Here is a 24318-nt window from a genome sequence, read left to right as displayed (position 1 = left end):
CTCACCGCCGCCCCAGCATGGCGAGGCGGATCAGCATGCGCTCGACCAGCGCCATTTGCGGGGCTGTCTGGCCGGCGGAGCGGAGTTGCAGGTCGGTGTCGGTGAGCACGGTGAGGGCGGTCTCCAGCCGGTTGACGCCCCAATTCTGTGCCTGACGGATCATCCGGTCGCGGCGTGGTCCGAAGACCGGCGGGCGGACGCGGCCCATACCTGCGGCCGGGCCGCCCGGATCGCAGGCCGCCGCATGGAGCGTGCGGAAATGGCGCATCGCACCGATACAGAGAGAGACGGGCGTCGTGCCTTGGGCCTGCAGCTTGCGCAGCACGCCGGCGATCTCGGCGCTGCGCGCCTCGGCCACGATGTGCAGGGCGTCGTCAAGGGCAGCCTCGGTCGTGGCGGGGGCGCAGGCGGTGATGTCTTCGACGGTGAGTGGCGTGGTGTCGCCGCGTTTGTAGAGGCCGATTTTTTCCAGTGTTTGACGGAAGTCTCCGGGCCCCAGTTCGCGGGCCAGATCGGTGAGCGCCGTCATGCTGTCGGCTGGCACCTCGCGCAGGCCGGCTTCGGCCAACATGCGCTCGATCTCGTCCCGGCCCGGCGGGTCGTCGTAGAGGCCGGTGGCATAGGCGTCGGGATGGCCTTCGAAGAGCTTGCGCAGCTTGGATGTGGCGCGCAGGGCGCCGGCTGTAACGATGATCTGGGCATCGCCCGGCTCCCAAGCCTCAACGGCGGACATGATCGCAGGGGTCGCGTTGTCATTGGCGTCCTCGACAAAGGCCACGCGCGGGCCTGGAAAGAAGCCGATGGCCTTGGTCGCATCGAGAAGCTGGGCGGGATCCTTGCGAAGCTCAGCGCCGGGGATGCGGGTGAGGCGCATTTCTTCCTCACCATCGGGACCGATAAGCGCTTTGATGACCTCGGCCCGGCGCAAGGCCACGCGCATGGCGTCGGCGCCGTAGATTAGCAGGCCCATGCGCTCTGGATCGGGCTTGCGGAAATAGCCGGGGGCCTCGCGCGGACTGAGCTTCATGCGGCGGGCAGGTCGGCCACGGCATAGAGGCGCGTGGTGATCTGATCTGCGAGGATGGTCATAAGACGCGCACGGGCGTCGCGTTCAGCGGCGAGTGTCTCGACCGTGGAGCCTGTGGTGGAATAGCCGGTGAAGTTCTCGACGCTGCCGGAGTGGACGACGTTACCGGTTGTAAGATCCCGCAACGCGTAGCTGGCGGTCCCGACGAGGTTGATGCGCGCGGTCACGTTCTGGCGCGTGACCGCGAGGCCCTCTTCAGCGACGTTCAGGTCGAGGGCCAGCGCATAGCGCGCAGCAGATGCGCGGCCGAGGCGCTGTTCGAGGTTTTGAACCAGCAGGAAGCTGTCGCGATTGATGGGTGCATCAACCAGAACCTGACCGCGAAGGGCTTGCGCGTTGCCGCCCGTCCCGTAGACGGGAGTGAAGCCGCAGGCGGCAAGCGCCAGCGGCAGCATCAGAAGGGTTCTGCGGTCAAACGACGACATTCACGATCCGGCCCGGTACGACGATGACTTTCTTGGGGCTGCCGCCCTCTAGCGCCTTTTGCACAGCCTCAACCGCGAGCGCGGTTTTTTCAACCTCGGTTTTCTCCATATCCTTGGGTACGTTGATTTCCGCGCGCCGTTTGCCGTTGACCTGAACGGGCAGGGTGACGGTGTCTTCGACCAGCATCGCCTCGTCCGCCACAGGCCAGGGGGCGTTAACGATCAGGCCTTCGCCGCCCTGATGGGCCCAGATATCCTCGGCCAGGTGAGGGGTCATGGGGGCCATGAGTTGGGCCAGCGTCATGATCGCTTCGCGCTGCGCGGCTTTGGAGGCCTTGGATTTGGCGAGCGTGTTGGTGAAGGCATAGAGCTTGGCAATCGCGGCGTTAAAACCGAAGGATTCGACGCCTTGTGTCACATCGAATATGGTCTTGTGCAGCGCGCGCAGCAGCTCTTCGTCTCCGGCGCCTGCGGCGCCGTCACTCATCGCGGCGATGCGGTCGCAGAGCATCCAGACGCGGGAGAGATGCTTGTAGGCGGCCTCCGCCCCGGAAGCCGTCCATTCCACGTCCCGTTCGGGCGGGCTGTCGGAGAGGACGAACCAGCGGGCGGTGTCGGCACCGAAAGCAGAGATGATGTTGACCGGGTCGACCACGTTCTTTTTCGACTTGGACATCTTGGCGGAAGGAATGATCTCTACCGCGGTGCCGTCTGCCAGTTTGCCGTCGCTGACATCCTCGGGCAGGTGGTAGACGGGTCGGCCCTTGGGGTCACGGGTCTGGTAGATCTCGTGCGTGACCATGCCCTGGGTAAAAAGCGCATCGAAGGGTTCGATGGCGGTTTTGGGAAGATGTCCGGTGATGTGCATCGCCCGCGCGAAGAACCGCGAATAGAGCAGGTGAAGGATCGCATGTTCGACCCCGCCGATATATTGATCGACGTTCATCCAATAGGCCGCCTCCTCCGCCCGTGTGGGCGTTGTCGCATGCGGGGCGGTGAAGCGCGCATAGTACCAAGCGCTGTCCACGAACGTGTCCATCGTGTCGGTTTCACGCCTGGCGGGCGCACCGCAGGACGGGCAGGGCACGTTGCGCCATGTCGGGTGCCGGTCGAGCGGGTTGCCGGGGATGTCGAAGGTGACGTCGTCCGGCAGGCGAACGGGCAGGTTCTCTTTCTTTTCTGGCACCACGCCGCAGGCATCGCAATGCACGACCGGGATCGGGCAGCCCCAATAGCGCTGGCGCGACAGGCCCCAGTCGCGCAGACGGTACTGGACCTTGCCGCTGCCGAGGCCCTGCGCTTCGGCCCAGTCGATGGTCGCGTCGATGGCCTCTTGCCCGGTGGCCTGGGTTACCCCGGCGGGCTGGTTGATCCAGCGGACCTTTTCGGTTTTCGGGGGCACGAAGGCGGCGTTTTCAACCCGCGTGTCGTCGTCCATCGCCACGAAGGTGTCGATGACGGGCAGGTCATATTTACGCGCGAAATCGAGGTCGCGTTGGTCATGTGCGGGACAGGCGAAGACCGCGCCAGTGCCGTAATCCATCAGCACGAAGTTCGCCACCCAGACCGGCAGCGTCTGGTCGGGATAGAGCGGGTGCTGCACGGTGAGACCGGTGTCAAAGCCACGCTTTTCAGCCTTTTCCAGCTCGGCCTCCGATGTGCCCGTCTTGCGGCATTCGGCGTTGAAGGCCGCGAGATCTGCGTCGTCCGCCTCAAGGGCTTTGGCGAGGGGATGATCGGTGCTGAGCGCGATGAAGCTGGCCCCGGCGAGCGTGTCGGGGCGGGTGGTGTAGACCTCGATCCCGTCATGGCCATGTGTCGCCTCGCTCAGCGCAAAGGTCATTTGCAGGCCGCGGGACTTGCCGATCCAGTTTTCCTGCATCAGGCGCACCTTGGCGGGCCAATTGTCGAGCGTGTCGAGCGCGTCGAGCAGCTCTTCGGCATAGTCGGAGATGCGGAAGAACCATTGTGTCAGCTCGCGCCTCTCGACATCCGCGCCGGAGCGCCAGCCCTTGCCGTTCTCAACCTGTTCGTTGGCGAGCACGGTCATATCGACGGGATCCCAGTTCACCACCGCATTCTTGCGGTAGATGAGCCCTGCCTCGAGCATGTCGAGAAAGAGCGCCTGTTGCTGGCCGTAATATTGGGGATCGCAGGTGGCCAGATCGCGTGACCAGTCGATGGAGAGGCCCAGCGGCTTCATCTGGGCGCGCATGTCGTCCATGTTGGCATAGGTCCATTCGGCCGGGTGAATGCCCCGCTCCATCGCCGCGTTTTCGGCGGCCAGGCCAAAGGCGTCAAAGCCCATTGGGTGCAGGACGTTGTGGCCCGTGGACATCTTGTAGCGCGCAATCACGTCGCCCATCGTGTAGTTGCGCACATGCCCCATATGGATGCGGCCCGACGGGTAGGGGAACATTTCAAGCACGTAGTATTTTGGCTTGTCAGTAGAAGCTTGAGCCTTGAAGACGTTGGCCTTTTCCCAGGCCTCTTGCCATTTCGCTTCGAGTTTGGCGGGGGTATAGCGCGCCATCGGATATGTCCTTTTTACGTAAAAACGCCGGGCTGGACCCGGCGTTTGATGGCCTCTTTCAGGTGGGCCTCAGAACCGGTTGTCGGAGATACGCATTTGCCGGGCGCGCGATAGGATCGCGTCCTCAACCGCGCGTGTTGTGCTGGGGGCGACGGGCCCACTGCGGCTTTGCAAGGCGACGCGGAGCGAGCGGGCTTCGAGCGCCGGGTCGGTCACGTGGATCGTTGCGCGATAAGCGCGACCTCCACCCGGCGGTGTGCCGTAGCCGGTGACGATAACGCCTGTGAAGGGATCGACTGTCTGCACGGGCAAGAAGCTCAACACGTCGAGAGAGGCGTTCCAGATGTATTTGTTGACATTGACGGTCTGATCCGCGCTGGACGGGCGGAAAAGATCCCATATGGACGAGCCGCCTGCGGGCTCTCTGATCTCTTCACGTCCGCCGGATACGACACCCAATGCTGTTCCGCGGCCCTGACCGCACGCCGACAAGAGGATGCAGCACATCATCGCGCAAGTCAGCATTGTCGTTTTGGACTGCATGGCGGCCTCATTCCGATGTTGTTTTACGGGCTTTTTCCTACCCAAGGTGTGCTGATCGGGCAAGTGCATAAGTGCCGTTCTGCCTTGGATGGGCACAATGTCCACCGACGAAGGCTTGAGGTCCGGTCGCCGGGCGGTGCCAGGGAGGGGTGTTCGGAGTGTGGCAAAGCTGCACCAGCCCGGCGCCCTTTCATTGACGGCTTGGCGCCAAGCCTTGCCAAATCGGGGGTGAAAGAGCGAAACCGTCCGGCATACCCTCACCGGATTCCCCGGTTTGGGCATATGAATAGAAACCGAGGGAAAAACTATGAAAAAGGTTCTCTTCGCAACGACTGCGCTGATCGCCACGGCGAGCATGGCCGCAGCCGATGTGCGGATCAGCGGCTATGGCCGTTTCGGTCTGGACTACAACGAGCGGAACGACAACACCGTTGTCGGTGAAACGAACATCACTAGCCGTCTGCGTCTGCAGTTCGACATGTCGGCTGAAACCGACGGTGGCGTCGCATTCGGTGCCCGTTTCCGCGCACAAGCTGAAAGCCGTGACGGCACGCCGAACGGCGCGACCTTCAACGGTGCACGCTTCTTCGCAAGCGCTGGCGGCTTCACCCTGCAAGTCGGCAACATCACCGGTGCTATCGAAGCAATGCCCGGCACGTACCTTGAGACCCGTACCGCGGGTATCGGTATCGACGGTGCTGACTTCACAAGCCACGTTGCAAACGTCGGTGACTCGTTCACCAACGCTGTGAGCGGAAGCGACTACTTCGGCTGGGATGCATACTCCTCCGGCGGCACGGGCCGTAACGGCGTCGAAGTGATCTACTCGCAAGGCGCATTCGGTGCACACCTGTCGTACTCGAAAGACAACGACGTCGCAGTTGGCCCCCCGGTTGTGGAAGGCGTGCAGCGTACCGCAGTTCACTTGTCCTATGAGTTCGGTGACTGGACCGCAGCAATCGGTTACCAGGACGAGAACCAAGACGGTGGCGACAACGACATCCTGATCGCATCGATCTCGGGCGATCTGGGCTTTGCTGGCGTGCGTCTGGCCTATGCAAGCGTCGATAACGTGACGTCGCGCAACGCTGCCGGCACCGGCACCGTGAACAACGACATCGACAAGTTCGGCCTGTACGGCACGTTCGACATCGGTGCGGCAACCAGCCTGGTGGCCTTCGTGACCAACGAAGACAACCCGGGCGGTGCATCTGACGGTACGGCTTATGGTATCCACGTGTCCCACGACCTGGGCGGCGGTGTGTCCCTCGAAGCCGGTGCTGTTGAAGCATCCGACGACAACACGACTGTTCAAGCTGGTGTGTACTTCAGCTTCTAAGCTGAACCCCACATCACAAAGCTTTGAGGGCGGGTCATTGACCCGCCCTTTTTCGTTGTTCTGCTTATCCGTCGGGACCTTGTCGGCAACATTTTGCCAGCGCCGAAAAATCATTGAAAATCATTGGGTCTAACCCATTGTGAACCGAACAGTTTAGTCCCATTTAGACAGCATGTGAGCGTGTTCTTGCACTCACTTTTTCTTGTCATGGAAGCGAGGAAACCATGAGAACTTTAGCACTCGCCACGACCGCCCTGGTCATGGGTGCGAGCACCGCGATGGCGGATGTCCGCATCAGTGGCTATGGCCGTTTTGGCCTCGATTACAACGAAGCAAACGAAGATACCGTTGCCGGTGAAACCAACATCACCAGCCGCCTGCGTCTGCAATTCGACATGTCTGCCGAGACAGATGGTGGTATTACCTTCGGTGCACGGTTCCGCGCACAGGCGGAAAGCCGTGATGGCGTTGCGAATGGCGCAGACTTCAACGGCGCGCGCTTCTTCGCAAGCGTCGGAGGCTTCACGCTCCAGGTCGGCAACATCGCCGGCGCTCTGGACTCGATGCAGGGTCTGTATCTCGAAACCCGTTCGACCGGTATCGGCTTGGATGGCGCAGACTTCATCAGCCTTGTGACCAACGTGGGCGACCGCAACACCAACTACGACAACTGGGACGCGTATTCCTCCGGTGGGTCCGGCCGCAACGGCGTCGAAGTGATCTACGAGCAGGGTCCGTTCGGTGCGCATCTGTCGTACTCGAAAGACAACGACGTTGCCGTGGGTCCTCCGGTGATCGAAGGCCTCGAGCGGACCGCTGTGAGCGGTTACTATGAATTCGGCAACTGGACGGCCTCGCTGGGCTACCAGGACTCGAATGCAGTCGGTGAAGACAAGATCGTTGCCGCGATCTTCGGTGACCTCGGTCTCTTCGGCGTTCGCTTTGCCTACGCGCAGAACCAAGATGCCGGTATCAATGCGCAAGGTCAGCGTGTGGATGTCGACAAGTTTGGCCTCTACGGCAGCTATGACATCGGCGCGGCCACGACGCTCGTTGGTTTCGTGACCAGCGAAGACAACCCTGACGATCTGTATGACGGAACCGGCTACGGTCTCCACGTCTCGCACGATCTGGGCGGCGGCGTGTCGATCGAAGCCGGTGCGGCCCAAGGGTCCGACGACATCACCACCGTTCAGGCTGGTGTCTGGTTCAGCTTCTAAGCCAACCGGAAGAGCAGAGAAAAAGGGGCGCGGCGCAGGTCGCGCCCTTTTCATTTTGCAAGGCTTGGTGTTCTTTGCGCAGTAGATCGGAGGGGCCCATGTCACTGAGCGAGATACAAAAGCGCATCGCGCAGGCGGAAGAGAAGGCCGGACGGCCAGGTGGAACAGTTGAGCTTATCGCGGTCTCCAAGGTTCAGCCGAATGACAGGGTCGAAGCCGTTCTTGAGCAGGGATATCGCTGTTTCGGCGAAAACAGGGTGCAGGAGGCCGCCGGCAAATGGCCGGCTTTTCGCGAGCACTTCGATGATATCTCTTTGCATCTGATCGGTCCTTTGCAGACCAACAAGGCACGGCAGGCCATGGATCTCTGTCAGGCGATCCATTCGGTGGATCGACCGAAATTGGCCAAGACACTGGCGCGCCTTGCGCAGGAGCGTGGCGCGTGCCCGGATCTTTTCGTGCAGGTCAATACGGGCGAGGAAGAGCAGAAGGCCGGCATCATGCCCGAAGAGGCGGATCGCTTTGTGGCCGAATGCCGCGCTCTGGATCTGCCGGTTGTGGGATTGATGTGCATCCCTCCTGTCGATGAGGAGCCGTCTTTGCATTTCGCGCTCCTTGCCAAGATCGCGGAGCGCAACGATCTGCAAGGTCTGTCGATGGGTATGAGCGGAGATTTTGAACAGGCCATCGCACTTGGCGCCACTCATATCCGTGTCGGATCCGCCATCTTCGGAGAGCGCGAAAAAACCTGAGCTGTGGGTTGACCAGTCTCTCTTCGATACGCTTGTAATGAAGTGTACATGTTAAGGGTTTGTCTGATGAAACCATTTTGCATCATGGTGTGCGCACTTATTCTGTCCGCGACAACGGCATCTGCTGATTTCTCGATATCATTCAAATGGGGTGATATTCCGTTGTGCACCAGCGGCAAACCGAACCGCGTCGGCAACCCGCAATTCGTGCTGAAAGGCGTTCCGCAAGGAACCAAAGTCATCGAATTTCGCCTGAAAGACCTGGACGTGCCCAGCTACAATCACGGAGGCGGAAAGGTGAAAGTCAGCGGTGATGGCCGGATGCCGGCTGGCATATTCAAGTACAAAAGCCCCTGCCCGCCAAGCGGTGCCCACACGTACGAATGGACCGCGACCGCCAAGAACGGGCGGCAGGTTCTTGGTACAGCGACAGCACGCAGACGGTATCCTGAATAGCGGCCGTCCGTAACGGTCTCTGGAGTTTTGCTCGGGCTCAGCGTCTTTGCCCCACAAAGAGCCGCGTTTCGAACGTAATGCGCTTTGCAATTTGCCGAAGGTGATCGCGCCGCAAGGCGATACACCCTTCGGTGGGATAGCCGGGTCGGCGCCACTGATGAATGAATATGGCCGAGCCTCGTCCCTTGACCGGATAGGGCCAGTTCCAATTCGTCAGGATCACAAGATCATAAAGCGGATCGCCCCGACGCAATTTTTCGTGACCGAAGCGGTGCGGCGAGTGCACCATCATGTTGTAGTCCGGATCGCTGATATCATCGGACCAAAGGTCTCCCGGACGGATCGGCCGGGCCCAGTCCGTGGGCCGGGCCATGCGGTCCGGGCGATAAAGCATGCCCACCAACCGGTGCACGCCGATCGGTGTGGCGCCATCGCCTTCCCGCTTGTCGGCACGCAGCCCGCCCTTGCCGATGCTGCACGGGTAGAGCCGACCCTGAAACGATAACCCCCGCGGAGACAGGACCAGGTCGTTTGGCGTCACAGCAGGTGCCCGGACTTAGCAGCCTTGGTGGCGAGATAGCCGCGGTTATGCGCCGTCTCCCCGACCTTGAGCGGAACACGCTCGGTCACGGAGATACCCGTCTTTTCCATCATCTCGATCTTGGCGGGGTTGTTGGTCAGGAGCCGAACCGCCTGAAATCCCATCGCGCGCAGGATATCCGCGCCAAGCCTGAAATCCCTCTCATCATCCTCGAACCCAAGCCGGTGGTTCGCTTCCACGGTGTCAAAACCCTGGTCCTGCAGGCTGTAGGCGCGCATCTTGTTGGCAAGGCCGATCCCACGCCCTTCCTGGTTGAGATAGAGAAGCACGCCGTTGCCTTCTGTTCCCATCTGCCCCAGCGCCCCCCGCAATTGCGGCCCGCAATCGCATTTGAGAGAGCCCATCAGATCTCCGGTAAAGCAGGCGGAATGCAGGCGCGCTAGCACCGGTGTGCACCGGTCGGGCTGGCCGATTTCGACCGCGTAATGCTCTTCTCCGCCATCCTCGGGGCGAAACACATGCAGTCTTCCGGCCTCCGACACTTCTAACGGCAGGCGGGCGCTGACCACGGGATGAAGGGCGGATCGCATGGCCAGCACCGGGCCGGCCGCGTTGACATCGATCCGCGTCAGGCCGTGCTGCCCGGCGAACCCTGCGCCATCCGCCAAGTCCAGCACCACGGCCGAAGGCAAAAGGCGGGCTGACTTGATGATTTGCAACGCGATGCGGTGCAAAGCCGCCTCTCCATCCCGTTCGGTCGCAAGCGGCCCCTTCATCGGTGTTTTCAGATCGTCGGCAGGATCTGCGATGGCCTGCACCCAAGCCAGGCCCGCGTCTTTGGGCAGGCGCACGCGGGCCAGATCACCGTCATAGGCCCGCGCCTTGAGGGTTTCTGCGCGCCGGGATGTCAGGGCAAGAACAGGCGTGCCGCCTAGCATGCGTACATCCGCAAGGCGCTCTGCCCCCAGCGTTTCTGTCGCCAGAACCAGGACTGCGGCCTGATGCCCCGCGACGACGATGGGAACACCCATTCGCAGGTCCGCGCGGGCACGTGCCAGATATTCGGTGGTGTCGGGGCTTAGCGTCATGGAACCGAATTAAGGCCATTCTGCAAGAATGTGAAACAATTCCCCCGCGTGAAACACGTCAGCGTGAAAGCGTTGCAGCAAATCTTGCCGTTATCCGACTTGGCGCTCATCTCCGGTCACAGAAACGAGACAGGAGCCTGCGATGGCACAGCTCAAGAAAATTCTGCTTGTCGATGACGACGAGGATCTGCGCGAAGCGCTGAGTGAGCAACTGGTAATGACCGAAGACTTCGACGTCTTCGAAGCAGGCAATGGCGCCGAAGCCATGGAACGCGCGAAAGAGGCGCTTTACGACCTGATCATTCTGGATGTGGGCCTGCCGGATACGGATGGGCGGGAATTGTGCCGTCTGATGCGCAAGCAAGGCGTGAAATCGCCGATCCTGATGCTGACCGGTCATGACAGCGATGCCGACACCATCCTGGGTCTGGATGCTGGTGCCAATGACTATGTCACCAAGCCTTTTAAGTTTCCGGTCCTTTTGGCCCGGATCCGCGCGCAATTGCGCCAGCACGAACAATCCGAGGATGCTGTATTCACTCTGGGGCCCTACACGTTCAAGCCATCCATGAAGATGCTGATCACCGAAGATGAGCGCAAGATTCGGCTGACCGAGAAGGAAACCAACATCCTGAAATTCCTGTATCGCTCGACCGACGGCGTCGTCGCGCGCGATGTTTTGCTACATGAGGTGTGGGGATACAATGCAGGGGTTACAACCCACACACTTGAGACCCATATCTATCGCCTGCGCCAGAAGATCGAGCCTGATCCCTCGAATGCTCGTCTGCTGGTGACAGAATCAGGCGGCTACCGCCTGGTTGCGTAGAGAACCGCCGCATGGGCCGGTTAAGCCCCATGCACCTCCCTGTTGGACTGACCCGGCCTTGTGCCGGGTCTTTTTTTGCCGGGGTTGTTGTGAGTGCATGATCACGCCCATAAGGTCATGATCGCTGACCTTATGGGGGCATCGCAAGATGGATGCCAAGTCATTTGCTGAATGCTGGCAAGAGGACTGGAACAGTCACGATCTGGATCGGATCCTCAGCCACTACACCGAGGATATTGTCTTTCGGTCCAACAAAGCCGTCCCGATTGCCGGGACGGGGGAGTTGATCGGAAAGCCCGCGCTTCGCAAGTATTGGGCTGCCGCGCTCGACCGCCAGCCGGACCTGGCCTTTCGGGTAAGGGATGTATTTCATGGCTACCATATGATGGTGATCACTTACGTGAACCAGCGCGGCGTTCTGGCTGCTGAAACGCTTTACTTTGACGAAACTGGCCGTGTTTATCGGGCAGCGGCCTGTCACGGTGAGCCGGGCGCCTGACTATCTGAAGTTGAAAGGCGCACAAGCGCGCAGGGGCATTTGACTCAGATCAAAGACACAAATTGGCCACATCAATTATTTATGGAACTATTCCAACATGTCTGTGTTTTGACATGTACCTCCCTGTTGGACTGGGCCGGACTTAGATGTCCGGCCCTCTTTTTTTGGGGAGAAGAGACCGCAGAGCGGAATAGCGTTCCGCAAATGACGTTGGGTCCTCAGGGGGTGTTCTCACATGCCCGATATGCCATCTAGATCGAGAGAGACGGCGGAGGATCAGACATGAAACAAATCGTTTACCATCAGTTCGGCGACCCTGCGCGGGTGCTTGAAGTTCTTGAGAAAGATGCCGTTACGCTCAAAGCCGGGCAGGCGCGGGTCGAGGTCTTGAGAGCGCCCATCAACCCATCGGACGTTATTCAGGTGGCCGGGCAATACGGCGTCATGCCGGATCTGCCTGCAGTGGCGGGCAACGAGGGGCTCGGCCGGGTTACCGAGGTGAACGGGGACGGCATCGCGGTCGGCCAACTTGTCCTGCTGCCAGCCGGGGCAGGCACCTGGGTGAGCGAAGTTGTGGCTGATATCCACACGCTTGCCGCGATGCCTGAGGGGGATCTGGACCAGCTTGCCATGCTGACCGTGAACCCGGCCACAGCGCATTTGCTGTTGACCGACTTCGTGGACTTGAAGGAGGGCGATTGGGTGATCCAATCCGCCGCGAACTCGGCCGTCGGCAATTATGTCGTGCAACTTGCCAAGGCAAAGGGAATCAAGACGGCCTGCGTGGTGCGCCGCGACAGCGCCGTGGCAGAGATGGAGGAGGTCGGAGCCGACGCAGTTCTGGTCGATGGTCCCGATCTCGCCAAACGCGTGAGGCAGGCCGCCGGGGCCAAGATGAAGTTGGCGCTGGATGCGGTGGCCGGTGAAACCTTCGGTCACCTCGCTGAAACGCTGGAGCAGGGCGGAACGTTGGTCAATTACGGCGCGATGTCGATGCAGCCGATCTCGATGCCTGCGCTGAACCTGATCTTCAACGACATCCGGGTGCGGGGCTTTTGGCTTGTCCACTGGTTCTCCAATGCAAGCAAGGAAGAGCGGATGCAGGTCTATGGCTCGCTCACGCAAGCCGTGGCCAATGGAACGCTCCATGCGCCGATCGACCGGCATTTCAGCCTTGATGAAATAGCAGAGGCAGTGACTTACACCATGGCCGGCGAACGCAAAGGAAAGGTTCTGTTGGCGCCGAACGGAATGTGAACATTTGGCATGGCCTCTTTCGGGCGCGCGTACTACGCTGCGCCCGAATAGCTGCTGAGAAGAGGCCCGCCCATGTCCTTCACCCTTGCCACCTGGAACATCAACTCCGTCCGCCTGCGCGAGCCTATCGTGCTGAAACTGATGGAGGAGCACGGGCCGGACGTCCTCTGCCTGCAGGAATGCAAGTCCCCGGTCGACAAGATCCCGGTCGAGGGGTTCAAGGCGCTGGGCTACATGCACATGGTCGCGCGGGGGCAGAAGGGGTATAACGGCGTCGCGATCTTGTCGCGCATCCCGATGGAGGAGGTGGGCGAGAAGGACTTCGCAGGTCTTGGTCATGCCCGCCACATCTCTGCCAAGCTGGAGAATGGGGTGACGGTTCACAATTTCTATGTGCCGGCAGGCGGCGATGTGCCGGACCGCGAGAAGAACGTGAAATTCGGGCAGAAGCTGGACTATCTCACGGACATGCGCGATTGGTTTCATGCCGAAAAGCCCGAAAAGTCGATCCTTGTGGGCGATCTGAACATCGCCCCGCGTGAAGATGATGTGTGGAGCCACAAGCAGCTTTTGAAAGTGGTCAGCCACACGCCCATCGAGGTCGAACATCTGGCAGAGACGCAGGATGCAGGCGGCTGGGTCGATATCACCCGCAAGGATATCCCCGAAGGCCAGCTTTACAGCTGGTGGTCCTACCGCTCGCCCGATTGGTCGAACTCCGACAAGGGGCGCAGGTTGGATCACGTCTGGGCGACGCCCGACATTGCCAATGCCGGGCATGACAGCCGCATCCTGCGCGATGCCCGCGGATGGGAGAAGCCCAGCGACCACGCCCCGGTTTTTGCCAGTTTTGACCTTTGACTCCGGCCCAAGGGCGCTCATATAGAGCGCATCCGCAATGCGAGGGACTGACATGATGGATCTGGGACTTTCCGCCGGACCGGCTGCCGCCGACCTGATCAAGGACAGCAGCGAGGCGACCTTCATGGCCGATGTGGTCGAAGCGTCGCAGGAGGTTCCCGTCATCGTCGATTTCTGGGCACCCTGGTGCGGACCCTGCAAGACGTTGGGCCCGATGCTGGAAGAGGCCGTGACCGCCGCCAAGGGTGCGGTAAAGATGGTCAAGGTCAACGTGGACGAGGCGCAGATGATCGCGGGTCAGTTGCAGATCCAGTCGATCCCCACCGTTTACGCGTTCTTCAAGGGCCAGCCGATTGACGGGTTTCAGGGGGCGTTGCCCGGATCTGAGATCAAGGCATTCATCGACCGTGTGATCAAGGCCGCTGGCGGCGAGTCGCCCGAAGACGGCCTGAACGAGGCAGTTGAGGCGGCAGAGCAGATGCTGGCCGAAGGGGCGGCAGTGGACGCGGCACAAACTTTTGCGGCGATCCTGGGCGAGGATGCGAACCACGCGGGCGCCTATGGCGGTCTGGTGCGCGCGCATATCGCGATGGACGATCTGGACCAGGCCGAAGCGATCCTGAACGGTGCCCCGGCGGAAATTTCCACCAGCGCTGAACTCGAAGCGGCGCATGCGCAACTGGAGCTGGCCCGACAGGCGGCAGATGCCGGCCCCGTGGCTGATCTGACCGCAACCGTTGAGGCCGAGCCTGACAACCATCAAGCGCGGTTCGACCTCGCGTTGGCGCTGCATGCCAATGGCAAGGTCGAAGAGGCGGTGGGCCACCTTCTTGAGCTTTTCCGCCGGGATCGGGAATGGAATGACGGGGCTGCAAAAACGCAGCTTTTCACGATTTTCGACGCGCTTAAGCCGAATGATGCGGTGGTGCTGAACGGGCGGCGTAAGCTCAGTTCGATGATATTTGCCTGATCTCCCGCGTGGGCTAAGTCACCTGACATGCTCAAGGCTGCTGATCTCCCGGAAACCATTCCGGTATTCCCTCTCCCCGGCGCGTTGCTGTTGCCGCGGTCGAGGCTTCCGCTTCATATCTTCGAACCCCGCTATCTGCAGATGCTTGAGGATTCCATGAAAACGCCCACGCGGCTGATCGGGATGGTGCAACCCAACAAGGTGCCCGGCCGCGATGACAACGCGTTGCATTCTATCGGGTGCGCGGGGCGCGTCACGCAATTTTCCGAGACCGAGGATGGGCGCTATCTGATCACGCTGTCGGGCATATCCCGTTTTCGCATCCGTCAGGAGGTGACCGGTTTCAGCCCGTATCGCAAGTGCGACGTGCGCTGGGACGGGTTTGAACGGGATCTGGGTGCAACCGAAGCGGATACCGAATTTGACCGGGACAGCTTCATGGAGCTGCTGGAACGGTACTTCTCCGCACGACAGCTTTCGACCGATTGGGACACGCTCAAAGACGCCGAGGATGAGCTGCTGATCAACTCGCTGTCCATGCTGCTCGACTTTGATCCGGAGGATAAGCAGGCTTTGCTGGAGGCGCCGTCGCTGGCAACCCGGCGCGAAACGCTTGTAACGCTGATCGAATTTACCCTGCGCGGCGGCGCGAATGAGGAAATGATCCAGTGACCGACGACACGCTGGCCTTTGACCGCCATATGCTAGAGGCATTGATCTGCCCGTTGACCCATACCACGCTGGAATACGATGCCGACGCGCAGGAGCTGATCTCCAAGGCCGGGAACGTTGCGTTCCCCATCCGCAACGGCATCCCGATCATGCTTGCGGACGAGGCCCGGACACTCGGCTAGATCGGGCGTCCCTGCAACAGGCGGGGCAGATCTCCGGTCAGGCCCGCCGCTTCGCGGATGAAGCCGCGGCGCAGGCCAGGAAGGGCATTGACCACGCCCATCCCGATGTCACGCCCCAGTCTCAGGATCGGATTGTCATTCGAAAAGAGCCTGTTGAACGTATCGGTCGCTACCGCCAGAGAGGCAACGTCGAAGCGGCGCCATTGCTGGTAGCGTTCAAGAACCATCTCGCCGCCGATGTCCTCCCCGCGCCGCGCGGCCTCGGCCAGCACTTGCGCCAACGCACCAACATCGCGCAAACCGGCATTCAGACCCTGGCCCGCGATCGGATGCACGCCATGGGCCGCGTCGCCAATCAGCGCAAGGCGCTCGGCGATAAAGCTGTTCGCCAGCGTCAGGTTGAGTGGATATGTAAAGCGTTTTCCGGCGAGGTGAATCTCGCCGAGAAAATCACCAAAGGCGGGACGCAGCGCCTCAACGTATCCCGCATCCTCCATCGCATGGATCTCCAGCGCGCGTGCCGTCTGCTCGCTCCAGACAATAGAGGAACGGTTGCCAGTCAAAGGCAGGATCGCAAGCGGCCCGCCAGGCATGAAGAACTGATGCGCAATGCCGTTATGGGGTTTGTCATGCTCCACCGCGCAAACCAGCGCGGTCTGACCGTAATCCCAGCCGGTGCGCCGGATGCCTGCCCGCTCAGCCGTTCCGCTTTGCCGACCGTCCGAGCCGATGAGGAGCCGGGCGCTGATCTCACGCTCGTCTTCCAGCACGACGCTGGCATGTTGGGCACCTGTTTCCTGGGCTACGACCGCTGTTCCGCTGATCTGCGTGATCCGGTCGGAGGCTGCCATCGCGTCCAGAAAGGCGCGGCGCAGGTGGCGGTCTTCGATCATGTAGCCCATCGGCCCTTCTTCGATCTCGGCATGATCGAAGTGCATGAAGAACGGGGAAGGCCCTTGGCCCGCGCGCCCGTCGGTAACCTTGATTTCCAGCATCGGCTGGGCATGCTCTGCCACGGCATCCCAGATGCCGATGACCGACAAAAGCCGCTGCGACGCCAGCGCCAGCGCATAAGAGCGTCCGTCGAAGGCGGCATTCTTGCGCACGGTTTCGGGCAACGCATCAATAACGGTTACGGTGTGCCCCGTCTGGGCCATGGCCAGGGCGAGCGCGGGGCCGTTCAGCCCCCCGCCAACGATGAGGATATCGCTCTCAGGTGTCATGCGGCGAAATATGGTGGGGTCGGCGGGATTGTCCATGTGCGGTCCTGTCGCTACCGTCGCGGGCAAAGCGAACGAGGGCAAGACATGCAAGACTGGTTGACGATGACGGCCGCCGATCTGGGGCGTGGGATCGAGGCGAAAGAGATCGACCCGGTCGCGCTGACCCAAACGTATCTGGATGCTATCGACGGCCATGACCTACGTGACCGGATCTATGCCCGTGTGACCCATGACCGCGCGCTGGCTGAGGCGAAGGCCGCGCAGGCGCGGGCGGCGGCGGGGCGGCGCCTATCTCTGCTGGATGGTGTGCCGATCAGTTGGAAGGATCTCTTCGACACGGCGGGTATCGGCACCGAAGCCGGTTCAGCATTGCTGAAGGGCCGGGTGCCTGAAACCGATGCCGTTGTTTTGCGCAATGCCACGGCCATGGGGACGGTCTGCCTGGGCAAAACGCACATGACCGAACTGGCCTTCTCTGGCCTAGGTTATAACCCCGTGACCAACACGCCACCTTGTGTCAACGACGCCGATGCGGTTCCGGGCGGGTCCTCCTCCGGGGCTGCTGCGTCAGTCGCCTTCAATCTCGCTGCCGCTGGGATCGGGTCGGATACCGGCGGGTCGGTCCGCATTCCGGCGGCCTGGAACGATCTTGTGGGTCTCAAGACCACCTCGGGTCGGCTGAGCCTTGAGGGGGTTGTGCCACTTTGCCTGAGGTTCGACACGGTCGGCCCACTTACCCGATCGGTCGAGGATGCCGCGTTGCTTCTAGGCGCGCTGGAGGGCAGCCCTGCACCGGATATCGAGGGCGCATCGTTGAAGGGCCGTCGCTTTGCCGCGCTGCAAACCATTGCGATGGACGATATGCGGGACGCGCCGCTTGCGGCTTTTTGCAGCGCCGTGGACCGGTTGAAGGCCGCCGGCGCAATGGTTGAGCCCATCGATGTGCCCGAGGTTGCCAGGGCGATGGACCTTACAGCAGCACTTTATCCCACCGAAGCCTATGGACTTTGGCGAGATGTCATCGAAGCGAACCCGGATGTGATGTATCCCGAAATCCTGCGCCGTTTTCGGTTGGGGATGGACATCTCGGGCCCCGACTATGTCGCGGCTTGGGCAACACTCAAAGCCTGCCGGATGGCGTATGATCAGGCGACCGCAGGTTACGATGCGGTGATTTTGCCATCCTCTGCGATTATGCCGCCAAGTCTTACGCGTCTGAACGCCGAAGACGATTACTACGTTACCGAAAATCTGCTGACCTTGCGCAATACCCGCATCGGAAACCTCATGGGTCTTACCGCGCTGACGGTGCCGACGGGCGTGCCCAGCTGTGGCATTATGCTGATGACGCCACCGCAGACCGAAGCGCATGTGTTGCGGATCGGTGCTGCTGCGGAACGGGCGTTGTCCTGAAAGCCACAAATGCCCGCCTTTGCGCGGCTTTCTCTGGACGTGGGGCAGGGGCCTCTGTAATCTGCTTGCAAAACGGGACGTTATGATCCCGAACCAGAGGCAGTTTTGATGGTGTTCCCCGAGCGGTTTTCGAACCTACCGGCTTATGCATTCCCGCGTCTGCGCGCACTTCTTGACGTGCATGCGCCGGGTGGCGATGTCGTGCACATGACCATCGGGGAGCCGAAACACGCCTTCCCGCCCTGGATCTTGGATGTCATCGCCGAGAATGCGGCGGGCTTTAACAATTATCCGCCCAACGAAGGCTCTGACGCGTTGCGGGGTGCGATCTGTGATTGGCTCGACCGGCGCTATGGCATCGCGATGGATCCCGATGAGAATGTGATGACGCTGAACGGCACGCGCGAGGGGCTTTATAACGCCGCCATGGCCTTGTGCCCGGAACAGAAAAACGGTGCGCAGCCGGTCATTCTTTCGCCGAACCCCTTCTACCAGGTCTATCTGGTCGCCGCCCTTTCGGTGGGCGCCGAACCGGTCTTTGTCGCAGCGACCGAAGCGACGGGCCATCTTCCCGATTATGCCGGATTGCCCGCAGAGATTTTGAACCGCACGGCAATTGCCTATATCTGCTCGCCCGCCAACCCGCAGGGCGCCGTAGCGGACCGGGCTTACTGGAAAGAGCTGATCGGTCTTGCCGAGCAATACGATTTCAAGATTTTCGCCGATGAGTGCTATTCCGAGATTTACCGCGACACACCCCCTGTCGGCGCATTGCAGGTTGCGCAAGAGATGGGCGCCGATCCCGACCGGGTGGTGATCTTTCACTCGTTGTCCAAGCGGTCGAACCTGCCGGGCCTAAGGTCAGGGTTTGTCGCGGGCGGCCCGGAAAGCATCCGGCGTGCCAAGCAGCTTCGGTCTTATGCGGGCACACCGCTGCCCTTACCTTTGCAGGCAGCGGCAGCGCAGGTTTGGGCGGATGAGGACCACGTGGTCGAAAACCGTGCGCTCTACGCCGAGAAATACACCATCGCGGACGAGGTGCTGGGTGACGTGCCTGGCTATCACAGCCCCGAGGCAGGCTTTTTTCTCTGGCTGCCGGTCGAGGACGGCGAGGTGGCGACACTGAAACTTTGGCGGGAGACCGGCGTGCGGGTCCTGCCCGGCGCCTATCTGGCGCAGACGCGTGACGGGGTGAACCCCGGCGCAGGCTATATCCGGGTCGCGATGGTGGCCCCAAAGAACGAAATGCAGCGCGGGCTGATCACGCTCCGCGATTGCCTTTTCAGATAAGACCGAGGGACGCGCATGGCATCTTACAACACTCGCAGCCGGGACCCATTGCTCGATAGCTCCATGCAGGCCGCGATCGAAAAGCGGGGCAAGGAGCTGATCGGTATCGTTCTGGTCGTGCTGGGCCTGATGGCGGCGGCGATGATCGGGTCTTACACCCCGGACGATCCGAACTGGATGGTCTCGACCGATGCGCCGGTCCAGAACTGGATGGGCCGACTTGGGGCGTCGATTGCAGCGCCCTTGTTCATGATCGTGGGCTGGGGAAGCTGGGCTTTTGCGCTGGTGCTGGTGGTTTGGGGTGTCCGCTTTACCGGCCATTTCGGAGAGGAACGGGCAGGCGCCCGTTTGATTTTTGCGCCGATCGCGGTTGCGGTTTGTTCCGTCTATGCCGCAACGCTCATCCCCGGCGACACCTGGAAAAGCACGCACAGCTTTGGTCTGGGCGGTCTTTTCGGCGATACTGTCATGGGCGCATTGCTGACATTGCTGCCGCTCGGCTCGCACTTTGCTGTCAAATTGATGTCTCTCGTAATGGCTGTGGCGATGCTGGCGACGGCTGCCTTCGTGCTTGGCTTTACCCGGGCGGAAATTCAGCGTGGTTTCCGGATGATCGTGGTGGGTCTGATCATGTTCTATGCCGGACTTCTGACCCTGGCGGGCCGCGGTGCCAGCACGGCGATGCAGGCAGCGCAAGCTGCCCGCGAACGGCGCGCAGAGCGTCAGGAAAGCATAGCGTCCATGTTCCAAGAGGGGCCAGTCTATGAAGAGGATCTGCCACCACCCGCGCCAGCCGAACCCGTGCAAAAGCAGGGCCTTTTGGCGCGCATGCCCGCATTGATCAAACGACCGGATCCGCTGCCCGAACCCGAACTTGTGGAGCCCGAGCCATTGGAGGATTTCGACGAGCTTGATGAAATGCCCGGTGATGATCGGATCAAGGCCAAGATCGCGGATGTCATCAAGTCCCGCGCGCGCCAGGGCACCAAGCTTCAGATTGATACCGACCTTCCTCTGACCAAGGGCCGGGGGCGCGGTCCCGATCCGTTGGTGCTGGATACAACACCTCAACCGGTCGAGTTGAGACCGGAACCTCCGTTGACGGCGATGCATCAGCCGGCGCAGCCCGTTCGCACCGAACCTCCCCTGACCGCAGCGCAACCTCATCTTCCGGAACCGGCCCCCTACCGACCGGAAGCGCAGGCGCTGCCGTTGACAGATCCCGACCCGGCCCCGCAGCCGCTGCCTGTCGCCGAACCTCGCAAGGTCGTGCAGAATCCCGCGCGCAAGGCTCCGACCCCGTCGCGTCGCGCGCAGCAGGAGGCACAGCCGACCCTGGCCTTCGAAGAAAACGGCGTCGCATTCGAATTGCCGCCACTAAACCTGCTGACCAGCCCGGATTCCATCCAGCGCCATCACCTCAGCGACGAGGCGCTGGAAGAAAACGCGCGCATGCTGGAAAACGTCCTTGATGATTACGGCGTGAAGGGGGAGATCGTGAGCGTCCGCCCCGGCCCCGTTGTCACGATGTACGAGCTTGAGCCTGCACCGGGTCTTAAAGCGTCTCGTGTGATCGGCCTGGCTGACGATATCGCACGGTCGATGGCGGCCTTGTCGGCGCGGGTCTCCACCGTGCCGGGTCGCTCGGTGATCGGGATCGAACTGCCCAATGAGAACCGCGAGATGTGCGTCCTGCGCGAAGTGCTGGCTGCCCGTGATTTCGGCGACACCAACATGCGCCTGCCGCTGGCGTTGGGCAAGGATATCGGCGGTGAGCCTGTCGTGGCGAACCTGGCAAAGATGCCCCACCTTCTGATCGCCGGGACCACCGGTTCAGGTAAGTCGGTGGCGATCAACACGATGATCCTCAGCCTCCTCTACCGGCTCACGCCGGAGGAATGCCGGTTGATCATGATCGACCCCAAGATGCTGGAGCTTAGCGTCTATGACGGCATCCCGCATCTCCTCTCCCCCGTGGTGACGGACCCGAAAAAGGCGGTTGTCGCTTTGAAATGGACCGTAGGCGAGATGGAGGAGCGGTATCGCAAGATGTCCAAGATGGGTGTGCGCAACATCGAAGGCTATAACGGCCGGGTGCGCGACGCGCTGTCGAAGGGCGAGATGTTCTCGCGCACCGTGCAGACGGGTTTTGACGACGAGACAGGCGAGCCGATCTTTGAAACCGAAGAGATCCAGCCCGAGGCGCTGCCTTACATCGTTGTGATCGTGGACGAGATGGCCGACTTGATGATGGTCGCCGGTAAGGAGATCGAGGCCTGTATCCAGCGTCTCGCGCAGATGGCGCGGGCGTCGGGCATTCACCTGATCATGGCCACGCAGCGCCCGTCCGTCGACGTGATTACGGGCACGATCAAGGCGAACTTCCCCACCCGGATCTCGTTCCAGGTGACCTCGAAAGTCGACAGCCGCACCATCCTGGGCGAGATGGGCGCCGAACAGCTTCTGGGCATGGGCGATATGCTTTACATGGCGGGCGGTGCAAAGATCACGCGCTGTCACGGGCCGTTCGTTTCGGATGAAGAGGTCGAGGAGGTCGTCAACCATCTCAAGGCCTTTGGTCCTCCCGATTATGTGAGCCACGTGCTTGATGGGCCCGATGAAGAGCGTGAAAGCGATATCGACGCGGTTCTGGGCCTTGGCGGAAACACCGACAGCGAGGACGCGCTTTATGACACGGCGGTGCAGATCGTGATCAAGGACCGCAAATGCTCCACCTCCTACATCCAGCGCAAGCTTGCCATCGGCTATAACAAAGCCGCGAGGCTTGTGGAGCAGATGGAAGAGGAAGGCCTTGTGTCGCCCGCCAACCATGTGGGCAAACGCGAAATTCTCGTCCCTGAGCAGCAATAGGTGCGCGACCCTGCCTATCGCGGGGTCGTGACATTTCGGGAGATGTAATTTCCGCAAACGCGGGTTACATCAAACATCATGAAACACTTGATTGCCGCTGCATTCTGCACGCTGACCGCCGTTCCCGCCTTTGCGGACAAACTGCCCTTGAGCGAAATTTCCCGCTATCTCAACGCGATGACCACCGCACGTGGTGAATTCACGCAGATCAACGACGATGGCACGCTCAGCACCGGGGATCTTTACATCAAACGCCCCGGGCGGGTGCGGTTTGAGTATGATCCGCCTGACGAGGCCATCGTGATGGCCGGCGCCGGCGCCGTGGTGATCCATGATCCGAAGTCCAATCAGGCGCCCGAGACCTACGCGCTGAACCGTACTCCCCTCTCGATCATCCTGGCCCGCAATGTCGATCTTGGACGGGCCAACATGGTGACCGGGCACAGCTTTGATGGCACGGCGACAATCGTCCGCGCGCAGGATCCGGACAACCCGGATACCGGCAGCATCGATCTGATGTTTACAGGCTCACCAACCCAATTGCGCAAGTGGGTGATCAATGATGCGAATGGTGGCCAGACCACCGTCATTCTGGGCGGTCTGGAAACCGGCATGTCGATCAGCGACGGGCTTTTCAACACCCGCCTTGTCGGAGAAGACGAGCGTTAGCCTCGCGCTCTGCGGCAGGAGGCAAGCTGGACCTGGTAGTTGTTCGCGCGCTGCTGGACTTCTCCTGAAACCCGCAAAAGCCAGCTCTTGCGGTTGTAGGATCCCCGCGCGTAGCCGGTATGACCCTCGTGATACGCGAGATACTGGTTGCGCGCATCGTGCATTGCGATGCCGTTGCGATCACGGGAGTGGGACATGTACCAGCCCATGAAATCGCTTGCATCACGGATGCGGTCACGCTTGGCGCTGCGGCGCCCGGTTTGATCGCGATACTCGTCCCAGGTTCCGTCCAAGGCCTGCGCATAGCCATATGCGCTGCTTTGCCGACCCATGGGGATGATCCCCATCACGTATCGGAACGGGGTGCGTGCGTCGCCGATGAATTTGCTTTCCTGATAAATGGTCGCCATCTGCACATGCACCGGCACACCCCACTTGCGCTCGGTGGCGCGGAAGGCCCGCAGGTATTCGGGGCGCTCGCTTACGATGCTGCACGCATTGTCAAGATCGCGCGGTGGCGCGTTGTAGCCGCCGCCGCAGGCGGCCAACAGCATCAACAATGCGATAGCGTAAAGACTTCTGCTCATCTGCCTCTCGCTTCTTTTATGTTTTTCGAAAGCTTACACTCTTTTTGACCCTGTGGAAATCACATTTGGGCTAGAGCAGAAATGCCAGGATCAGGGGCAGGGCAGCCACCGACATCAGCGTGGACACGACCACCAGGCCCGCGACCGAAGCGGCATCGGCGCCGTATTTTTCCGCCAGAAGATACGAGGTCACGGCAACTGGCGTGGACACCTGCAGGACCAGAACACCGAACGCGATGGGATCCATTTGGAATGCTTGTCCGACGATCCAAGCCAGACCGACACACAGCACCAGCTTGAGAAGCGACAGCCAGATTGCCCGACCGACGCTTCCCGGACTAAGCCGCGCCACCGCGACGCCTAGGGTGATCAGCATCAGCGGGATCGCCATCTGTCCGATAAGGTCCAGCGCGTTGGTGAGAAAGAGCGGCGTTTGCCACCCTTGCCAAAGAAACAATCCACCAAGCAGCGTCGCCGCGACAAGCGGCTCCTTCAGCACCTTCAAGAACGCGCCCTGACCCGCAACAAGCCATATGCCGAAGGTGAAGGACAGGATTGCCATGATGGCAAACACCACGACCGCATAGCTGAGCCCCGCTTCGCCAAACGCGAAAAGCGCAAGCGGCAGGCCCAGATTGCCCGTATTTCCAAAAATCATCGGGGCAAGATACGTGCGCCTGTTCAAACCGGCGATCCAGACCACCAAGGCCGCCACCACGGTTATCGCGCCATAGGCGACCAGAGATGCAAGCGACAGCGTGGTCAGTGCTGCGGGGTCGATCTGGGTCTTCATCAGAGAGACGAAGATCAGGCAAGGAACCGCCAGCGTCATGGCCAGTTGAGTAACGAACTGGATCCGGTATTCAAACCCCAGCCGAACCCAGACAAAGCCAAGTCCGGCCAGCAGAAAAACCGGGGCAACGACTTCGAGGACTGTTAAGGCAAGGTTCACAGACTGTTTCTCTGAATTGAGCTTCAAATATTGGACAAATGCACCTTGAAACGGCTAGT

Annotated in this window: 24 protein-coding genes; 15 read left to right on the top strand and 9 right to left on the bottom strand. The window is 61.0% G+C overall.

Annotated features, from left to right (window positions below; genetic code table 11):
- Window position 1: 1 nt before the first annotated feature.
- The 4 genes from holA to CFI11_RS21545 form a co-directional block, all read right to left on the bottom strand.
- Window positions 2-1027 (bottom strand): DNA polymerase III subunit delta, encoded by a 1026-nt coding sequence (gene holA, locus CFI11_RS21560; RefSeq protein ID WP_130409549.1) that lies wholly within the window; start codon window positions 1025-1027, stop codon window positions 2-4.
- The gene (gene lptE / locus CFI11_RS21555; protein WP_130409548.1) at window positions 1024-1512 is read right to left on the bottom strand and encodes an LPS assembly lipoprotein LptE; all 489 of its coding nucleotides are present in this window, start codon (window positions 1510-1512) and stop codon (window positions 1024-1026) included. Before lptE ends, holA begins: the two co-directional genes overlap by 4 nt.
- Window positions 1499-4045 (bottom strand): leucine--tRNA ligase, encoded by a 2547-nt coding sequence (gene leuS, locus CFI11_RS21550; RefSeq protein ID WP_130409547.1) that lies wholly within the window; start codon window positions 4043-4045, stop codon window positions 1499-1501. The genes lptE and leuS overlap by 14 nt, the downstream gene beginning before the upstream one ends.
- A gap of 69 nt (window positions 4046-4114) precedes the next feature.
- Complete coding sequence (locus CFI11_RS21545) at window positions 4115-4588, bottom strand: DUF3576 domain-containing protein (RefSeq protein ID WP_130409546.1); 474 nt, start codon at window positions 4586-4588, stop codon at window positions 4115-4117.
- Window positions 4589-4895: 307 nt separating this feature from the next.
- On the opposite strand from CFI11_RS21545, the gene CFI11_RS21540 reads away from it, so the two are divergent.
- From CFI11_RS21540 to CFI11_RS21525, 4 genes are all read left to right on the top strand, one after another.
- Window positions 4896-5927 carry a porin gene (locus CFI11_RS21540; RefSeq protein ID WP_165390353.1) on the top strand — a complete coding sequence of 344 codons (1032 nt, stop codon included), beginning with the start codon at window positions 4896-4898 and terminating at the stop codon, window positions 5925-5927.
- Between the two features lie 224 nt (window positions 5928-6151).
- On the top strand, window positions 6152-7147 hold the full coding sequence (locus CFI11_RS21535; RefSeq protein WP_130409544.1) for a porin: 996 nt from the start codon (window positions 6152-6154) through the stop codon (window positions 7145-7147).
- Window positions 7148-7245: 98 nt separating this feature from the next.
- On the top strand, window positions 7246-7899 hold the full coding sequence (locus CFI11_RS21530; protein WP_130409543.1) for a YggS family pyridoxal phosphate-dependent enzyme: 654 nt from the start codon (window positions 7246-7248) through the stop codon (window positions 7897-7899).
- Between the two features lie 66 nt (window positions 7900-7965).
- On the top strand, window positions 7966-8355 hold the full coding sequence (locus CFI11_RS21525) for a phospholipid-binding protein (protein WP_130409542.1): 390 nt from the start codon (window positions 7966-7968) through the stop codon (window positions 8353-8355).
- Window positions 8356-8392: 37 nt separating this feature from the next.
- Here the strand turns inward: CFI11_RS21525 and CFI11_RS21520 are convergent, their stop codons facing one another.
- Entirely contained in the window at window positions 8393-8896 is a 504-nt protein-coding gene (locus tag CFI11_RS21520) for a L,D-transpeptidase (RefSeq protein WP_130409541.1), read from the bottom strand.
- The gene (gene ribA, locus CFI11_RS21515) at window positions 8893-9984 is read right to left on the bottom strand and encodes a GTP cyclohydrolase II (protein ID WP_130409540.1); all 1092 of its coding nucleotides are present in this window, start codon (window positions 9982-9984) and stop codon (window positions 8893-8895) included. The genes CFI11_RS21520 and ribA overlap by 4 nt, the downstream gene beginning before the upstream one ends.
- A gap of 142 nt (window positions 9985-10126) precedes the next feature.
- Here ribA and CFI11_RS21510 point away from each other — a divergent pair, with 142 nt between their 5' ends.
- From CFI11_RS21510 to CFI11_RS21480, 7 genes are all read left to right on the top strand, one after another.
- Window positions 10127-10813 carry a response regulator transcription factor gene (locus CFI11_RS21510; protein WP_130409539.1) on the top strand — a complete coding sequence of 229 codons (687 nt, stop codon included), beginning with the start codon at window positions 10127-10129 and terminating at the stop codon, window positions 10811-10813.
- Window positions 10814-10961: 148 nt separating this feature from the next.
- Window positions 10962-11312 (top strand): nuclear transport factor 2 family protein, encoded by a 351-nt coding sequence (locus CFI11_RS21505; RefSeq protein WP_130409538.1) that lies wholly within the window; start codon window positions 10962-10964, stop codon window positions 11310-11312.
- A 282-nt stretch (window positions 11313-11594) separates the two neighbouring features.
- Window positions 11595-12569, top strand: a complete 975-nt coding sequence (locus CFI11_RS21500) for a zinc-dependent alcohol dehydrogenase family protein (RefSeq protein WP_130409537.1) — start codon at window positions 11595-11597, stop codon at window positions 12567-12569.
- Between the two features lie 72 nt (window positions 12570-12641).
- Window positions 12642-13430 (top strand): exodeoxyribonuclease III, encoded by a 789-nt coding sequence (locus CFI11_RS21495; RefSeq protein ID WP_130409536.1) that lies wholly within the window; start codon window positions 12642-12644, stop codon window positions 13428-13430.
- 52 nt (window positions 13431-13482) lie between these two features.
- Entirely contained in the window at window positions 13483-14400 is a 918-nt protein-coding gene (trxA, locus tag CFI11_RS21490; protein WP_130409535.1) for a thioredoxin, read from the top strand.
- 27 nt (window positions 14401-14427) lie between these two features.
- Window positions 14428-15072 carry an LON peptidase substrate-binding domain-containing protein gene (locus CFI11_RS21485; RefSeq protein WP_130409534.1) on the top strand — a complete coding sequence of 215 codons (645 nt, stop codon included), beginning with the start codon at window positions 14428-14430 and terminating at the stop codon, window positions 15070-15072.
- Window positions 15073-15101: 29 nt separating this feature from the next.
- The gene (locus tag CFI11_RS21480) at window positions 15102-15254 is read left to right on the top strand and encodes a Trm112 family protein (RefSeq protein WP_371687492.1); all 153 of its coding nucleotides are present in this window, start codon (window positions 15102-15104) and stop codon (window positions 15252-15254) included.
- Here the strand turns inward: CFI11_RS21480 and CFI11_RS21475 are convergent.
- Complete coding sequence (locus CFI11_RS21475; RefSeq protein ID WP_371687453.1) at window positions 15251-16513, bottom strand: FAD-dependent monooxygenase; 1263 nt, start codon at window positions 16511-16513, stop codon at window positions 15251-15253. The genes CFI11_RS21480 and CFI11_RS21475 overlap by 4 nt on opposite strands.
- Window positions 16514-16561: 48 nt before the next feature.
- Here CFI11_RS21475 and CFI11_RS21470 point away from each other — a divergent pair, with 48 nt between their 5' ends.
- The 4 genes from CFI11_RS21470 (at window position 16562) to CFI11_RS21455 (ending at window position 22720) form a co-directional block, all read left to right on the top strand.
- On the top strand, window positions 16562-17890 hold the full coding sequence (locus CFI11_RS21470; protein ID WP_130409532.1) for an amidase: 1329 nt from the start codon (window positions 16562-16564) through the stop codon (window positions 17888-17890).
- A gap of 108 nt (window positions 17891-17998) precedes the next feature.
- Complete coding sequence (locus tag CFI11_RS21465; RefSeq protein ID WP_130409531.1) at window positions 17999-19180, top strand: aminotransferase class I/II-fold pyridoxal phosphate-dependent enzyme; 1182 nt, start codon at window positions 17999-18001, stop codon at window positions 19178-19180.
- Window positions 19181-19195: 15 nt separating this feature from the next.
- A complete protein-coding gene (locus CFI11_RS21460; protein WP_130409530.1) occupies window positions 19196-22051 on the top strand; it encodes a DNA translocase FtsK in 2856 nt (951 codons plus the stop codon).
- A 78-nt stretch (window positions 22052-22129) separates the two neighbouring features.
- Entirely contained in the window at window positions 22130-22720 is a 591-nt protein-coding gene (locus tag CFI11_RS21455) for an outer membrane lipoprotein carrier protein LolA (protein WP_130409529.1), read from the top strand.
- On the opposite strand, the gene CFI11_RS21450 is transcribed toward CFI11_RS21455, so the two are convergent.
- Together CFI11_RS21450 and CFI11_RS21445 are read right to left on the bottom strand one after the other, a co-directional pair.
- Window positions 22717-23307 (bottom strand): lytic transglycosylase, encoded by a 591-nt coding sequence (locus CFI11_RS21450; RefSeq protein ID WP_130409528.1) that lies wholly within the window; start codon window positions 23305-23307, stop codon window positions 22717-22719. The genes CFI11_RS21455 and CFI11_RS21450 overlap by 4 nt on opposite strands.
- Before the next feature lie 70 nt (window positions 23308-23377).
- The gene (locus CFI11_RS21445; protein WP_130409527.1) at window positions 23378-24259 is read right to left on the bottom strand and encodes an AEC family transporter; all 882 of its coding nucleotides are present in this window, start codon (window positions 24257-24259) and stop codon (window positions 23378-23380) included.
- Window positions 24260-24318: the final 59 nt, after the last annotated feature.

This window comes from Thalassococcus sp. S3 (assembly GCF_004216475.1).
Classification (GTDB): domain Bacteria; phylum Pseudomonadota; class Alphaproteobacteria; order Rhodobacterales; family Rhodobacteraceae.
Note: the sequence above shows the minus strand (reverse complement) of the source record. Positions and strands in the feature narration are given on the sequence as shown.

What these genes read in the sequence shown, in the direction of transcription:
- holA (WP_130409549.1), bottom strand. Translation starts at nt 1,027, where the DNA reads ATGAAGCTCAGTCCGCGCGAGGCCCCCGGCTATTTCCGCAAGCCCGAT.
- lptE (WP_130409548.1), bottom strand. Translation starts at nt 1,512, where the DNA reads ATGTCGTCGTTTGACCGCAGAACCCTTCTGATGCTGCCGCTGGCGCTT.
- leuS (WP_130409547.1), bottom strand. Translation starts at nt 4,045, where the DNA reads ATGGCGCGCTATACCCCCGCCAAACTCGAAGCGAAATGGCAAGAGGCC.
- CFI11_RS21545 (WP_130409546.1), bottom strand. Translation starts at nt 4,588, where the DNA reads ATGCAGTCCAAAACGACAATGCTGACTTGCGCGATGATGTGCTGCATC.
- CFI11_RS21540 (WP_165390353.1), top strand. Translation starts at nt 4,896, where the DNA reads ATGAAAAAGGTTCTCTTCGCAACGACTGCGCTGATCGCCACGGCGAGC.
- CFI11_RS21535 (WP_130409544.1), top strand. Translation starts at nt 6,152, where the DNA reads ATGAGAACTTTAGCACTCGCCACGACCGCCCTGGTCATGGGTGCGAGC.
- CFI11_RS21530 (WP_130409543.1), top strand. Translation starts at nt 7,246, where the DNA reads ATGTCACTGAGCGAGATACAAAAGCGCATCGCGCAGGCGGAAGAGAAG.
- CFI11_RS21525 (WP_130409542.1), top strand. Translation starts at nt 7,966, where the DNA reads ATGAAACCATTTTGCATCATGGTGTGCGCACTTATTCTGTCCGCGACA.
- ribA (WP_130409540.1), bottom strand. Translation starts at nt 9,984, where the DNA reads ATGACGCTAAGCCCCGACACCACCGAATATCTGGCACGTGCCCGCGCG.
- CFI11_RS21510 (WP_130409539.1), top strand. Translation starts at nt 10,127, where the DNA reads ATGGCACAGCTCAAGAAAATTCTGCTTGTCGATGACGACGAGGATCTG.
- CFI11_RS21505 (WP_130409538.1), top strand. Translation starts at nt 10,962, where the DNA reads ATGGATGCCAAGTCATTTGCTGAATGCTGGCAAGAGGACTGGAACAGT.
- CFI11_RS21500 (WP_130409537.1), top strand. Translation starts at nt 11,595, where the DNA reads ATGAAACAAATCGTTTACCATCAGTTCGGCGACCCTGCGCGGGTGCTT.
- CFI11_RS21495 (WP_130409536.1), top strand. Translation starts at nt 12,642, where the DNA reads ATGTCCTTCACCCTTGCCACCTGGAACATCAACTCCGTCCGCCTGCGC.
- trxA (WP_130409535.1), top strand. Translation starts at nt 13,483, where the DNA reads ATGATGGATCTGGGACTTTCCGCCGGACCGGCTGCCGCCGACCTGATC.
- CFI11_RS21485 (WP_130409534.1), top strand. Translation starts at nt 14,428, where the DNA reads ATGCTCAAGGCTGCTGATCTCCCGGAAACCATTCCGGTATTCCCTCTC.
- CFI11_RS21480 (WP_371687492.1), top strand. Translation starts at nt 15,102, where the DNA reads ATGCTAGAGGCATTGATCTGCCCGTTGACCCATACCACGCTGGAATAC.
- CFI11_RS21475 (WP_371687453.1), bottom strand. Translation starts at nt 16,513, where the DNA reads ATGGACAATCCCGCCGACCCCACCATATTTCGCCGCATGACACCTGAG.
- CFI11_RS21470 (WP_130409532.1), top strand. Translation starts at nt 16,562, where the DNA reads ATGCAAGACTGGTTGACGATGACGGCCGCCGATCTGGGGCGTGGGATC.
- CFI11_RS21465 (WP_130409531.1), top strand. Translation starts at nt 17,999, where the DNA reads ATGGTGTTCCCCGAGCGGTTTTCGAACCTACCGGCTTATGCATTCCCG.
- CFI11_RS21460 (WP_130409530.1), top strand. Translation starts at nt 19,196, where the DNA reads ATGGCATCTTACAACACTCGCAGCCGGGACCCATTGCTCGATAGCTCC.
- CFI11_RS21455 (WP_130409529.1), top strand. Translation starts at nt 22,130, where the DNA reads ATGAAACACTTGATTGCCGCTGCATTCTGCACGCTGACCGCCGTTCCC.
- CFI11_RS21450 (WP_130409528.1), bottom strand. Translation starts at nt 23,307, where the DNA reads ATGAGCAGAAGTCTTTACGCTATCGCATTGTTGATGCTGTTGGCCGCC.